We start from the raw sequence: 12,782 nt of genomic DNA, 5'->3' as shown, positions 1-12,782 counted from the left end.
GGGGTCAGCCGGTGTTGCGCAGGCCGGCGGCGACTCCGTTGACGGTGAGCAGGAGGGCCCGGGCGAGCAGGGGGTCGGGTTCCGTGCCGGCGGTGGCGGCGTCGCGCTGGCGCTTGAGCAGGGCCACCTGGAGGTAGGAGATGGGGTCGAGGTAGGCGTCGCGGATGGTGAAGGTCTGCTTGAGCACCGGTTCGGCCTCCAGGAGTTCGCTTTCACCGGTGACGCGGAGCACCTCGGCGACGGTGAGGTCGTGTTCGACGCGGATGGTCTCGAAGACGTGCTTGAGGTGGTCGGGGACGAGGGTGTCGACGTAGTGCCGGGCGATGCGCAGGTCGGTCTTGGCGAGGGTCATCTCGACGTTGGAGATGAAGTTGCGGAAGAAGTGCCACTGCTCGTGCATCTCGTCGAGCACGGTGTCGAGGCCGCTCTCGCGCAGGGCCTTCAGTCCGGAGCCGACGCCGTACCAGCCGGGGACGATCTGCCGGGACTGGGTCCAGCCGAACACCCAGGGGATGGCGCGCAGTCCGTCGAGGCCGGCGCCGGAGTCGGGGCGGCGGGAGGGCCGCGATCCCAGGTGCAGGTCGGCGAGCTGGTCCACCGGTGTGGAGGCGAAGAAGTAGGCCGGCAGGTCGGGGTCCTCGACGAGCCGGCGGTAGGCGGCGTGGGCGGCGTCGCTGACGACGTCCATGGCGGCGTCCCAGCGGGCGAGCGCGTCGTCGGACTGGCGGGGTGCGGTGTGCAGGGCGGACGCCTGGAGGGTGGCGGCGACGCTCAGTTCCAGGTTCTCCCTGGCGAGGGCGGGGATGAGGTACTTGTCGGAGATGACCTCGCCCTGTTCGGTGACCTTGATCTCGCCCTCGAGGGTGCCCCAGGGCTGGGCGAGGATGGCGTCGTGGGTGGGGCCGCCGCCGCGGCCGACGGTGCCGCCGCGGCCGTGGAAGAGGCGCAGGCGGACGCCGTAGCGGTGGGCGACGTCGCGCAGTCGGCGCTGGGCGCGGTGGATCTCCCACTGGCTGGTGGTGATGCCGCCGAACTTGGAGGAGTCGGAGTAGCCGAGCATGACCTCCTGGACGTCGCCCCGGAGCGCGACCATGCGCCGGTAGGACGGGTCGGCGAGCATGTCCTCGAGGATGGTGTCGGCGGCCTTCAGCTCGTCGGTGGTCTCCAGGAGCGGGACGATGCCGATCTTCGCCCAGCCGGCGTGCAGGTCGACGAGTCCGGCCTCGCGGGCGAGGACGGCGGCGGCGAAGACGTCGTCGGCGCCCTGGCACATGGAGATCACGTAGGACTCGATGACCTCGGGGCCGAAGATCTCCAGGGCCCGCTTGACGGTCTGGAAGACGCCGAGGGTCTTCTCGCCGGCCGCGTCGACGGGTGCGGGGATGGGGCCGAGGGGGCGGCGCGAGCGCAGTTCCTTGGCGAGGAGCTTGGTGCGGTAGTCGCGGGGCATGTCGGCGTAGCGCCAGGATTCCTCGCCGAGCCGGTCGAACAGCTGGCCGAGGGCGTGGTGGTGGGCGTCGGCGTGTTCGCGTACGTCCATGGTGGCGAGCTGGAGGCCGAAGGCGGCGAGGGTGCGGATGGTGCGGGCGAGTCGGCCGTCGGCGAAGAGGCCGCCGCGGTGTTCGCGCAGTGAGGTCTGGATGATCCGCAGGTCGGTGAGGAGTTCGCCGGTGCCGAGGTAGTCGTGGCCGCTCTGGTGCGGGGTGTCCCTGGCGAGGCGCTGCTTGGTGTTCTCGAGCTTCTGCCGGATGCAGGTGGCCTTGAGCCGGTAGGGCTCCTCGGCGTTGAGGCGCTTGTAGCGGGGGCTGATCTCGGGGAGGTTGTCGAGGTCGGCCTGCAGGGAGGTCAGCAGTTCCTCGGTGGCTCCGGCGTAGCGGATGGAGTTGGAGAGGAATCCGCGGAGTTCGTCGATCATCTCCAGGGCGTCGTTGATGCCGTGTTCGTGCTGGAGGATGAGGACGTCCCAGGTCACCTGGGGGGTGACGTTGGGGTTGCCGTCGCGGTCGCCGCCGATCCAGGTGCCGAAGGTGAGGGGGCGGGTGGCGTCGGGGAGCTTGACGCCGACGCGTTCGAGTTCCGCGGTGAGGTCCTCGAGGACGTCGCCGACGGCGCCGGCGTGGAGTTCGTCGAGGTAGTAGATGGCGTTGCGGGCCTCGTCGGCGGGTTCGGGGCGGACCACGCGCAGTTCGTCGGTCTGCCAGACGAGGTCGATGTTCTCGGCGAGGCGGATGTCGAGGCGGCGCCGGTCGGAGGGGATGACGGGGGTGTCGAGGAGGGCGGCGATGCGGCGCAGCTTGTTGAGGACGGAGCGGCGTGCGGCCTCGGTGGGGTGGGCGGTGAAGACGGGGCGCACGTTGAGGTGCCGCACGGTTTCCCGCAGGTGGTCGGGGTCGGCGTCCTTGAGGCGGTCGGCGGTGCGGGCGAGCAGTCCGCCCTCGGTGGCGCGCCGGGCGCGCAGTTCGCGGCCGCGGTGGACCTGTTCGGTGACGTTGGCCAGGTGGAAGTAGGTGGAGAAGGCGCGGACCAGCTTGGCGGCGGTCTCGAGTTCGGTGCCGCGCAGCAGTTCGGCTGCGGCCTCGCCGTCCTCGCGGGTGAGTCGGCGGACCTTTTCGACGAGGTCGAGGAGTTCGGGGCCGTCCTGCCGGACCAGGGTCTCTCCGAGGAGGTCACCCAATCGGCGGATGTCGGCCCGCAGTTCGCTGCTCGTGGTCGCCGTGGCGGCGGTCTGGTCGTCGGCACTGCTCACAGGTGCGGCTCCTTGCAGTGTGGAAGCTGGTCTGGAGGGGACCCGGACGGCGTCTCGGGCGGCTGGTGCCGCATACGGGCCGGTCGTCCGGGAAGGAATCAGAGCGGACCGCGCTGTCCGACCGGCTTCCAGGATAGGTGTCGGCCGGGACGCACAGGCTCGTGGGCTCGTGCCGCCGGGCCACGCACTGCCATACTTACGTTGCCGTAGGTTACGGGGCCGTAGGAAGTCTCGCGCGGTTCCGCTGCCCGGCGTCACCCTCGACCCTCACACCTCACAGGGGACACGCATGACCTCAGGTCCCGATGTCATCGACGAAGCCTCCCGGAGGCCCGCGCCCGACTCCCGCTCCGATGCCGCCGCCGTTCCGTCCGCCACGCTGGGTGGCGAGCGCAAGCGTTCCATCGAGCAGATCACTCTGCTGCTCTTCATCGTCGTGCCGTTCCTGGCGCTGCTGGCCGCGGTGCCGCTGGGGTGGGGCTGGGGGGTGAGCTGGCTGGATCTCGGGCTGCTGGTGTTTTTCTACTTCCTCGGCTGCCACGGCATCACCATCGGTTTCCACCGTCACTTCACGCATGGTTCGTTCAAGGCGAAGCGGCCGTTGAAGATCGCGCTGGCGGTGGCGGGTTCGATGGCGGTGGAGGGGCCGCTGGTGCGCTGGGTGGCGGACCACCGCAAGCACCACAGGTTCTCGGACGCGGAGGGCGACCCGCATTCGCCGTGGCGGTACGGGGAGTCGCTGCCGGCGTTGCTGAAGGGGCTGTGGTGGGCTCATCTCGGCTGGATGTTCGACGAGGAGCAGACCCCGCAGGACAAGTACGCACCGGATCTGATCAAGGATCCGACGCTGCGTGCGATCTCCCGTCAGTTCATTCTGTGGACGATGGTGTCGCTGGCGCTGCCGGCGCTGATCGGTGGTCTGGTGACGATGTCGTGGTGGGGCGCGTTCACCGGCTTCTTCTGGGGGTCACTCGTTCGGGTGGCTTTGTTGCACCATGTGACGTGGTCGATCAACTCGATCTGTCACGCGGTGGGCAAGCGGCCCTTCAAGTCGCGGGACCGTTCGGGCAACGTGTGGTGGCTGGCGGTCCTGTCCTGCGGTGAGTCCTGGCACAACCTGCACCACGCCGATCCGACGTCCGCGCGGCACGGGGTGGAGCGGGGTCAGCTGGACTCCTCGGCCCGACTGATCCGCTGGTTCGAGCAGGTGGGCTGGGCGTACGACGTGCGGTGGCCGTCACGCTCGCGTATCGATTCGCGCCGTGACCGCCGTAATACCGGGGAGGGCGGCTCCCGGCGCGGGCAGGAGACGGCCGAGGCGGCATGATGGTCGCTGTGGCGACCGACTCCAGCAACACCTCCAGCAGCACGTCGAGCAACGACAAGCCGCGGCGGACGCGCCGTACCCGGATGACCGGTGCGGAGCGCCGTCAGCAGTTGTTGGAGATCGGCCGTACGTTGTTCGCCGCGAAGGGTTTCGAGGCCACGTCGGTGGAGGAGATCGCGGCGAAGGCCGGGGTCTCCAAGCCGGTGGTGTACGAGCACTTCGGCGGCAAGGAGGGCCTGTACGCGGTGGTGGTGGACCGCGAGATGCGGCGTCTGCTGGACATGGTGACGAGTTCGCTGACCGCGGGGCATCCGCGGGAGCTGTGCGAGCAGGCGGCGTTCGCGCTGCTGGACTACATCGAGGAGTACACGGACGGTTTCCGCATCCTGGTCCGCGACTCCCCGATCCCGCAGTCGACGGGGTCCTTCGCCTCCCTCATCTCGGACATCGCCACCCAGGTGGAGGACATCCTGGGCCGCGAGTTCAAGAGCCGCGGCTTCGATCCCAAGCTGGCTCCGCTGTACGCGCAGGCGCTGGTGGGGATGGTCGCGCTGACCGGCCAGTGGTGGCTGGACGTGCGCAAGCCGAAGAAGGCGGAGGTGGCCGCGCACCTGGTGAACCTGGCCTGGCACGGCCTGGACGGCCTGGAGCCGAAGCCGCGGCTGATCGGGCACCGCAAGAACTGAACCAAGAGCGCAAGAGATTAATCTTGTGTAATCTTGTGCGCATGACCGAGATGACGATCAGCGCGGCCCGTGCCCACCTCGGCGACCTGGTGCGTCGCGCCGCCCACGGCCGCGAGACCATCGCCCTCACTGACCACGGACACGTCGCCGCACTGCTCGTTTCCCCCCAGGTGATAGAGGATCTGGAAGACGCCCTGGCGCTTTCCGATTACGAGCGACGCAAGGCTCAGGGCACGCTCGGTGAGGGCGTCCCGCACGAAGAGGTCGGACGCATGCTGGGGTTGCGCCCGTGACCTACCGCATCATCTGGGAGCCGAACGCCACTGACGCGGCTGTGCGGTTCCTCCGGGATGACCCGGCCGGGCTGACCTCGGTCTATGAGGCAGTCGACACTCTCGCCAAGGAACCCCGACCAGCCAACTCCGTCGCCTACGGACCGACAGCCCGCCGCCTGCGCGTCGGCAACTACCGCGTGCTGTACATCATCGATGACGATGTCATCCACATCCTCGTCACCCACCTGGGCCGCACGCCCTGAAACCGGTCACTTGCCCTTCCGCGCCACGGCGAAGAGCCGGCGGAAGGGGAACGGGGTGCCGTGCGGGCCTGCGGGGTAGGCGGCGCGCAGGGCGGTGCGGTACTCCTCGACGAAGGCGTCCCGGGCCTCGGGGTCGTCGGCGAGGGCGGTGAGGACGGGTCGCAGGCCGGTGCCCCTGACCCAGTCCAGGACGGGGTCCGGCCCGTGCAGCAGGTGGAGGTACGTCGTCTCCCACACGTCGGCCGTGCAGCCGGCACCGGTGAGGCGGTCCAGGTAGGCGGCGGGGGTGAGGACGGCGCCGGTGTGGCGCAGGGTGCCGAAGAGGCGGGCCCGCCAGCGCGGGGAGTGGGCGAGTCCGCGCAGGAGGGTGTGGCTGGGGGCGTCGAAGTTGCCGGGCACCTGGAGGGCGAGGGCGCCGCCGGGGACGAGTGAGGCGATCCAGTCGGCGAACCGGTCCGCGTGCCCGGGGACCCACTGCAGGGTGGCGTTGCTGACGATCAGGTCGTACGGCCGGTCGGGCGTCCAGGTGCGGACGTCGGCGCGGGCGAAGTCCAGCCGGCCGCCGCCCGGGGTCGGGCCCCGGTGGTCGGCGCGGGCCCGGTCGAGCATCTCGGGCGAGTTGTCGTAGCCGGTGATGCGGGCGGCCGGCCAGCGGTCGGCGAGCAGGGCGGTGACGTTCCCGGGGCCGCAGCCGAGGTCGGCGATGCGGGGCGGGTCGCCGGGGAGCCCGGGGACGCGGGCCAGGAGGTCGAGGAAGGGGCGGGTCCGCGGGCCCGCGTGGCGCAGGTACTGGGCGGGGTCCCAGGTGGGATCGGTGGCCGCGGGCATGGAGCCTCCTGGAGTCGGCCGACGGGTGCCCACCCTCCCCCACACGTTGTCTCGCGGTCAAGAAACTTGACACCAAGAGACTTCACGTCGACACAACCACTACACTGATCGCCATGGAGGACGAGGTCGATCGGCTGGTCGCAGCATGGCGCCGGGAGCGTCCGGACCTCGACGTGGAACCGCTCGAGGTCCTCAGCCGGGTGAGCAGGCTCGCCCGGCACCTGGACCGGGCCCGCAGGCTCGCGTTCGCCGAGCACGGCCTGGAGCCCTGGGAGTTCGACGTGCTGACCGCGCTGCGCCGCGCGGGCACCCCCTACCAGCTCTCGCCGGGACAGCTGCTCACCCAGACGCTGGTCACCTCGGGCACGATGACCAACCGCATCGACCGCCTGGCCAAGAAGGGTCTGGTCGCCCGGCTGCCCGACCCCAACGACCGGCGCGGCGTCCTGGTCCGCCTCACGGACGAGGGCCGCGACCGCGCCGACCAGGCGCTGGCCGGGCTGCTGGCGCAGGAGCGGGCGATCCTCGCCGAGCTCTCCCGCATCCAGCGCGGCGAACTGGCGGGCCTGCTACGCCGGCTGACCGCCCCGTTCGACAACGTCCCGGGCTGAGGCCGGCCCGAGGTCGGCGGGCCCCACGCCCGCCCGCCGGGCGAGGGCGACGGCGGCGAGCGTGGAGTGCACGCCCAGCTTGCCGAGCACGTTCTGCATGTGCGTACGGACGGTGTGCGGGGACAGGTACAGGCGCTCGGCGACGGCCTTGCGCCCCAGGCCCGCGACCATGCACCGCAGCACCTCCCGCTCCCGCGGGGTCAGGGACTCCACGAGCCGTTCGCTCTCCGTGCGGTGCTTGCGCGCGGCGGTCAGTTCGCGCAGCACGCCGGTGAGCAGGGCGGGCGGCAGATGCGTCTCGTCGCGCAGCACGCCCCGGATGACGGTGAGCAGCCGGCTCAGCGAGCAGTCCTTGGCCACCCAGCCGCCGGCCCCGGCCTGCAGCGCGAGCGCGGCACGGCGCGGGTCGTCCTTCTCGGCGAGCACCACGATCCGGACCTTCGGGTGGACCGAACGCACCCCGGTGACCAGGGACATGCCGTCGACGAGGCCGTCCTCACCGGCCGCCTGCACCGGTACGGCGGACCGGCCGCCCGTCACCGTGCCGCCCAGGTCGGCGTCGACGAGGATCACGTCGAACCGCCGCCCCTCGCCCACGGCGCGCTCCAGACAGCGCAGCGCGGCCGGGCCGCTGCCCGCCGCGGACACCTCGACGTCGGGCTCCGCGGCCAGGGCCGCGGCGAGCGACTCGGCGAAGATGCGATGGTCGTCGACGACCAGGACTCGGACACGTTGCACGAAACCCCCTTCCCCGAGCTCTCTGCAGAGCTGGGGACTACCCCGAAGTCAAAGGACGACACCCACCCCGGCGGGTGCGAGGCCGAAACCCGGCCCCGGACGCACCGGTCCGGCCCCGACCGGACCCGGGGCGGGCCGCTCGACACCGCCCGGCCGCCGCCGTGCGCCCCCGCCGCCCCGCCCCGGGTTTCGCACCCGAGTGTCTCGCCCCCTGAACGGCGCCGGCCCCCACCGGCGCTGTTCATCAGAGTACGGGCGGGGGCGGCCGGCGGAAGGTTATTTGCAGAACTGGCGTCCTTGCGCGTTTATGGTGAGCCGCATGTTTCGTCTTGAGGCAGAAGTCGACAGAGCCCGACGTGATCTGCTCCGCAGGCGGTTGCGGGACACCGACACGGCCGCCTCACCGGTGCTGCGCGCCCTGCGCGGAACCCCTGGCGAACGCGAGTCCCCTTTACACGTGTGGGCATCGGACCCGGCCGGCGTTCTGGCGGGCGGACTGGTCGGCCACACCTGGACGACCTGGCTGCACGTGACGTACCTCTGGGTCGACGAACGCCACCGGGGAGCGGGCCTCGGCACCCTCCTGCTGACCACGGCGGAGCGCATCGCCGCCGACCGGCGCGGCTGCCGCTCCTCCCGCGTGGAGACCTGGGACTTCCAGGCCCCGGACTTCTACCGGCGCCATGGCTACGAGGTGGTCTGCACGATCCCCGACTACCCCCCGGGCATCACGGAGTACACCCTGACCAAGCACCTGGGGCCGACCACTGAAATTCACCGGACCCGCTGAACCGGCCGAACCCGCCGGACCCACTGAACCCGCTGAACCGGCCGAGGGCCGCACCGCCACCGCAGCACGCCATGCGGCGCCCGAGTGCTTCCCCGGTGCGCGGGGCGGTGGTGCGTCCGGTGCTCAGTGGAGCCGTCGTGCCCCCGCCGAGGGCACCGCCTCGAAGATGCGGGGGGTCCTGAAGCCGGCCGTCGTGAAGGTTTTCCGTATCGCCTCGGTGACGGCGGCCGCCTCCGTGGTCTCGGTCAGGACGATGGCGGAGCCGCCGAAGCCGCCGCCGGTCATGCGGGCGCCCAGGGCGCCGGAGGCGAGGGCCGTGTCGACGACCAGGTCGAGTTCGGGGCAGGAGACGCGGAAGTCGTCCCGGAGGGAGGCGTGGCCGGCGGTGAGGACCGGGCCGATGGCGCGGGTGTCGCCCGACTCCAGCAGGGCGATCACCCGTTCCACCCGCTCGTTCTCGGTCACGACGTGGCGGACCAGGCGGCGGGCCTCCTCCTCGTCGCCCAGCCGGGCCAGGGCCTCGTCCAGGTCCGCGTGGGCCACGTCGCGCAGGGCGTCGACACCCAGCAGGGCGGCGCCCTTCTCGCAGCCGACCCGACGCTTGCCGTACTCGCCCTCGCTGTGGCTGTGCTCGACCTGGGTGTCGACGACCAGCAGGCGCATGCCCTCGGCGGCCAGGTCGAAGGGGATCTGCCGCTGGGAGAGGTCGCGGGTGTCCAGGAACAGGGCGTGGCCGCTCTCGCAGCAGGCGGACGCCGTTTGGTCCATGATGCCGACGGGGGCGCCGACGTAGACGTTCTCCGCGCGCTGGCACAGTCGGGCCAACTGCCATCCGCGCAGGCCCAGTTCGTACAGGTCGTTCAGGGCCAGGGCGACGACGACCTCCAGGGCCGCCGAGGAGGACAGGCCGGCGCCGGCCGGGACCGTGGAGGCGAGGTGGATGTCCGCGCCGGTCACCGGGTGGCCGGCCTCGCGCAGGGCCCAGACGACGCCCGCCGGGTAGGCGGTCCAGTGCTTGTCCGTGCCGGGGGTGAGGGAGTCCGCCGTCAGTTCCACGACGGGCGCGTCCACGTCCGCGGAGTGCAGGCGCAGAACGCCGTCGTCGCGCCGGGAGACCGCCGCGACCGCGGTGTGCGGCAGGGCGAACGGCATGACGAAGCCGTCGTTGTAGTCGGTGTGCTCACCGATGAGGTTGACCCGGCCCGGCGCCGCCCAGACGCCGTGCGGTGCGGCTCCGTACAGTTCCCGGAACCGCTCGCCGACCGTCTTCGCGGCCGCCCCGCCGACGTTGGACTCGCTCATGCCCTGCCCCTGACCCTTCGTCACGTTCGTCACGTACTGCTAAACGCCTTGTCCGGTGTGCCGCTGCGCGAACTCCCACGCGTCCGCGACGATGCCCGTGAGGTCGGCGCGGGACGGCTTCCAGCCCAGTTTCTCGCGGGCCGTGGCGGCCGAGGCCACCAGGACCGCCGGGTCGCCGCCCCGGCGGGGGGCCACGACCTCGGGGATCGGGTGGCCCGTGACCTGACGAACCGTCTCGACGACCTCGCGGACGGAGAAGCCGTTGCCGTTGCCGAGGTTGCAGATCAGGTGCTCGCCGGGGGCCGCCGCCTTCAGCGCCAGCAGGTGCGCCTCGGCCAGGTCGGCGACGTGGATGTAGTCGCGGACGCAGGTGCCGTCCGGCGTCGGGTAGTCGTCGCCGTAGACGTTGATCGCCTCGCGCCGGCCCTGGGCGACCTGGAGGACGAGCGGGATCAGGTGGGACTCGGGGTCGTGCCGCTCGCCGAAGTGGCCGTACGCACCGGCCACGTTGAAGTAGCGCAGCGAGACCGCGCCCAGGCCGTGCGCCGCCGCCTCGCCGGTGATCATGTGGTCGACGGCGAGCTTGGAGGCGCCGTAGGGGTTGGTGGGCCGGGTCGGGGCGGATTCGGGGATCGGGACCTGGTCGGGCTCGCCGTAGGTCGCCGCGGTGGAGGAGAAGACCAGCCGGCGCACGCCCGCCGAACGCATCGCGTCCAGCAGCGCCATGGTGCCGCCGACGTTGTTCTCCCAGTACTTCTCGGGCCGCACGACCGACTCACCGACCTGGGAGAACGCGGCGAAGTGCAGGACGCCGTCGAAGGAGGCGTCCAGCCAGGTGGCGGCACCGCGGATGTCGCCCTCGACGAAGGACGCACCGGCCGGGACGGCCTCGCGCACTCCGGTGGAGAGGTCGTCGAGGACGACGACCTCGTGGCCGGCCTCCAGCAGATGCTGGGCCACGACACTTCCGACATAGCCCGCACCACCGGTGACCAGGTATTTCCCGCTCATGGACTCGCTACCTCCCGCAGTCGCTCGGCCGCGCGTTCCGGCGGCACGTCGTTGATGAACACGTTCATACCGGACTCGGAACCCGCGAGGAACTTCAGCTTGCCGGAGGTGCGGCGAATGGTGAAAAGCTCGAGGTGGAGCGCGAAGTCGTCGCGGGTGACCCCGTCGGACTCCGCCAGTGTGCCGAACGGGGCCTGGTGCCAGGCCGCGATGTACGGCGTCGGGGACTCGCCCTCCCCGTCGAAGATCCGGTCGAACCGCCGCAGCAGTTCCAGGTAGACCCGGGGGAACTCCGCGCGTGCCTCCTCGTCGAGCCCGAGCAGGTCGGGCACCCTGCGCTTCGGGTACAGGTGGACCTCGTAGGGCCAGTGCGCCGCGTACGGCACGAAGGCGGCCCAGTGTTCCCCCTCCAGGACGACCCGCTCGCCCGCGAGTTCCTCCGCCAGGACGGCGTCGAACAGGTTTCCCCCTCCGGTCGCCTCCTTGTGCAGGGCCACTTGGCGCAGCATCAGGGCGGTGCGGGGGGTGGTGAACGGGTAGCCGTAGATCTGCCCGTGCGGGTGCTGGAGGGTGACGCCGATCTCGGCGCCCCGGTTCTCGAAGCAGAACACCTGCTCGACGGAGGGCAGATGGGACAGCTCCGACGTCCTGTCCGTCCAGGCGTCCAGGACCAGCCGGGCCTGCCGCTCGCCCAGGTCGGCGAAGGAGGAGTGGTGGTCGGAGGTGAAGCAGACGACCTCGCAGCGGCCGGAGTCACCGGCCAGTGAGGGGAAGCGGTTCTCGAAGACCACGACGTCGTACGAGGAGTCCGGGACCTCGCTGAGCCGGTCGCCCTCGGAGGGGCACAGGGGGCATTCGCCGGCCGGGGGGTGGTAGGTGCGGCCCTGGCGGTGGGAGGCGACGGCGACCCGGTCGCCGAGCAGCGGGTCGCGGCGGATCTCGGACGTCGTGACGGTGGCGGCCAGGGGGCGGCGGTCGGCCGCGTCGCGCACGGTGTCGTCGCGCAGGTCGTAGTAGATGAGTTCGCGACCGTCGGCCAGCCGGGTCGAGGTCTTCTTCACTCCGGACGCTCCATTCGAGCCGTTCACCGCACTGCTTTCCGCACAGCACTGTTTCTGCACAGCACTGTTTCTGCACAGCGCCGCCTTCATACTCTTCCAACAGAACCCAACACACCAAAACACAACACACCACAACCGTCAATGTCACCCTCGCGGGCATCACGCCGGAGAAAAAGGAGCAGGGAGCAGAGGTGGGGGTGTCCGGCACCGCGGACACCCCCACCTCTGCTCCCTGCTCCTACTGCCCGGAGCGCGCCGTCCCCCGCACCGGCCCCACCCGGTCCAGCAGTCCCGTCCGGGCCGCCAGCGCCGCCGCCTCCAGCCGGGAGCCCACCCCCAGTTTCATCAGCACGCGCTGCACATGCGTCCGTGCCGTGGACGGCGCTATGCCCATGCCCTCCGCGATCAGCCGGGTGTCCTCGCCGTCGGCCACCCGGACCAGGACCTCCACCTCGCGCGGGGTCAGCAGCCGCAGCAGCCGCTGCCCCTCGTCGTCCGGTTGTGCCGCCGGATTCAACAGCTCGCCGAACGCCCCCTGCAGCAACTGCGGCGCCACCGCGGCCTCCCCCGCCCGCGCCTTCATGATCGCCCGTTCCACACCCTCGATGCGTTCGTCGTGCCGCACATAGCCGGACGCCCCCGCCGCGAACGCCGCCGCGATCCCGCGCGGGCTGGGCACCGGCCCCAGCACCAGCACCGCCACCTGCGGCCGCTCCCGCCTGATCTTCACCACCGGATCGAAGATGCCGGCCTCCGCCGGTGCCGCCGTCCCCAGCAGGCACACCTCCGGCGCCCTGCTGATCACCAGGTCCGCCGCCCCCGCCACCGGCGCCGCCGCGGCCAGCACCCGGTGCCCCCGCAGCTTCAACGCCGAGGCCAGCGCCTCGGCGAGCAGCCGGTGATCGTCGACCACCATCAACCGCACACCCATGTATCAACCCCCCATACCGCGAGCGCACCCCCGTGCGCCGCCTCCCCGTCCGGTCCCGGAAGCTACACGCTTGTTCGACGTTGCGCTCCCCCTACCGGTGAGAATCGCCCCGGATCACCGAAATTCTCGTATTCGGTGGCGATGGGCACCCGATGAGCGGTACGCGTACGGCCCCGCCCCTGAGCAGGGACGGGGCCGTACGGACGGGCCGAC

Annotated in this window: 13 protein-coding genes; 6 read left to right on the top strand and 7 right to left on the bottom strand. The window is 71.3% G+C overall.

All coding sequences use genetic code 11. The features are described from left to right. Positions 1 to 4: 4 nt before the first annotated feature. Positions 5 to 2,746 (bottom strand): phosphoenolpyruvate carboxylase, encoded by a 2,742-nt coding sequence (ppc, locus tag ACTWJ9_RS19560; RefSeq protein ID WP_279335528.1) that lies wholly within the window; start codon positions 2,744 to 2,746, stop codon positions 5 to 7. Positions 2,747 to 3,035: 289 nt separating this feature from the next. On the opposite strand from ppc, the gene ACTWJ9_RS19555 reads away from it, so the two are divergent. Genes ACTWJ9_RS19555 through ACTWJ9_RS19540 form a run of 4 tightly spaced genes read left to right on the top strand, consistent with a single transcriptional unit; the run spans position 3,036 to position 5,297 of the window. Further along, positions 3,036 to 4,073 carry an acyl-CoA desaturase gene (locus ACTWJ9_RS19555; protein ID WP_279335527.1) on the top strand — a complete coding sequence of 346 codons (1,038 nt, stop codon included), beginning with the start codon at positions 3,036 to 3,038 and terminating at the stop codon, positions 4,071 to 4,073. Continuing rightward, positions 4,070 to 4,759, top strand: coding sequence for a TetR/AcrR family transcriptional regulator (locus ACTWJ9_RS19550; RefSeq protein ID WP_279335526.1), 690 nt, complete (start codon positions 4,070 to 4,072; stop codon positions 4,757 to 4,759). Before ACTWJ9_RS19555 ends, ACTWJ9_RS19550 begins: the two co-directional genes overlap by 4 nt. Positions 4,760 to 4,800: 41 nt before the next feature. Further along, a complete protein-coding gene (locus ACTWJ9_RS19545) occupies positions 4,801 to 5,052 on the top strand; it encodes a type II toxin-antitoxin system Phd/YefM family antitoxin (protein WP_279335525.1) in 252 nt (83 codons plus the stop codon). Beyond that, positions 5,049 to 5,297 (top strand): type II toxin-antitoxin system RelE family toxin, encoded by a 249-nt coding sequence (locus ACTWJ9_RS19540; protein ID WP_279335524.1) that lies wholly within the window; start codon positions 5,049 to 5,051, stop codon positions 5,295 to 5,297. Before ACTWJ9_RS19545 ends, ACTWJ9_RS19540 begins: the two co-directional genes overlap by 4 nt. A gap of 6 nt (positions 5,298 to 5,303) precedes the next feature. Here the strand turns inward: ACTWJ9_RS19540 and ACTWJ9_RS19535 are convergent, their stop codons facing one another. Beyond that, positions 5,304 to 6,125: a trans-aconitate 2-methyltransferase gene (locus tag ACTWJ9_RS19535; RefSeq protein ID WP_387040703.1), complete on the bottom strand. Its 822-nt coding sequence runs from the start codon at positions 6,123 to 6,125 to the stop codon at positions 5,304 to 5,306. 113 nt (positions 6,126 to 6,238) lie between these two features. On the opposite strand from ACTWJ9_RS19535, the gene ACTWJ9_RS19530 reads away from it, so the two are divergent. Further along, a complete protein-coding gene (locus ACTWJ9_RS19530; RefSeq protein WP_279335522.1) occupies positions 6,239 to 6,736 on the top strand; it encodes a MarR family winged helix-turn-helix transcriptional regulator in 498 nt (165 codons plus the stop codon). On the opposite strand, the gene ACTWJ9_RS19525 is transcribed toward ACTWJ9_RS19530, so the two are convergent. Then, complete coding sequence (locus ACTWJ9_RS19525) at positions 6,695 to 7,474, bottom strand: response regulator transcription factor (RefSeq protein WP_279335521.1); 780 nt, start codon at positions 7,472 to 7,474, stop codon at positions 6,695 to 6,697. The two genes, ACTWJ9_RS19530 and ACTWJ9_RS19525, sit on opposite strands and share 42 nt — an antisense overlap. A gap of 307 nt (positions 7,475 to 7,781) precedes the next feature. On the opposite strand from ACTWJ9_RS19525, the gene ACTWJ9_RS19520 reads away from it, so the two are divergent. Continuing rightward, the gene (locus tag ACTWJ9_RS19520; protein ID WP_387040701.1) at positions 7,782 to 8,264 is read left to right on the top strand and encodes a GNAT family N-acetyltransferase; all 483 of its coding nucleotides are present in this window, start codon (positions 7,782 to 7,784) and stop codon (positions 8,262 to 8,264) included. A gap of 123 nt (positions 8,265 to 8,387) precedes the next feature. On the opposite strand, the gene galK is transcribed toward ACTWJ9_RS19520, so the two are convergent. The 4 genes from galK to ACTWJ9_RS19500 form a co-directional block, all read right to left on the bottom strand. Next, positions 8,388 to 9,566 carry a galactokinase gene (gene galK, locus ACTWJ9_RS19515; RefSeq protein WP_279335519.1) on the bottom strand — a complete coding sequence of 393 codons (1,179 nt, stop codon included), beginning with the start codon at positions 9,564 to 9,566 and terminating at the stop codon, positions 8,388 to 8,390. A 39-nt stretch (positions 9,567 to 9,605) separates the two neighbouring features. Beyond that, on the bottom strand, positions 9,606 to 10,577 hold the full coding sequence (galE, locus tag ACTWJ9_RS19510; protein WP_279335518.1) for a UDP-glucose 4-epimerase GalE: 972 nt from the start codon (positions 10,575 to 10,577) through the stop codon (positions 9,606 to 9,608). Beyond that, positions 10,574 to 11,638 carry a galactose-1-phosphate uridylyltransferase gene (galT, locus tag ACTWJ9_RS19505; RefSeq protein WP_279335517.1) on the bottom strand — a complete coding sequence of 355 codons (1,065 nt, stop codon included), beginning with the start codon at positions 11,636 to 11,638 and terminating at the stop codon, positions 10,574 to 10,576. Before galT ends, galE begins: the two co-directional genes overlap by 4 nt. Before the next feature lie 238 nt (positions 11,639 to 11,876). Continuing rightward, positions 11,877 to 12,569, bottom strand: a complete 693-nt coding sequence (locus ACTWJ9_RS19500; RefSeq protein ID WP_387038537.1) for a helix-turn-helix transcriptional regulator — start codon at positions 12,567 to 12,569, stop codon at positions 11,877 to 11,879. Positions 12,570 to 12,782: the final 213 nt, after the last annotated feature.

The organism is Streptomyces sp. GDS52 (assembly GCF_052246875.1).
GTDB classification, from domain to species: Bacteria; Actinomycetota; Actinomycetes; order Streptomycetales; family Streptomycetaceae; genus Streptomyces; species Streptomyces cathayae.
The sequence above is the reverse complement of the archived record's forward strand: the minus strand, read 5'-3'. Positions and strand labels throughout refer to the sequence as shown.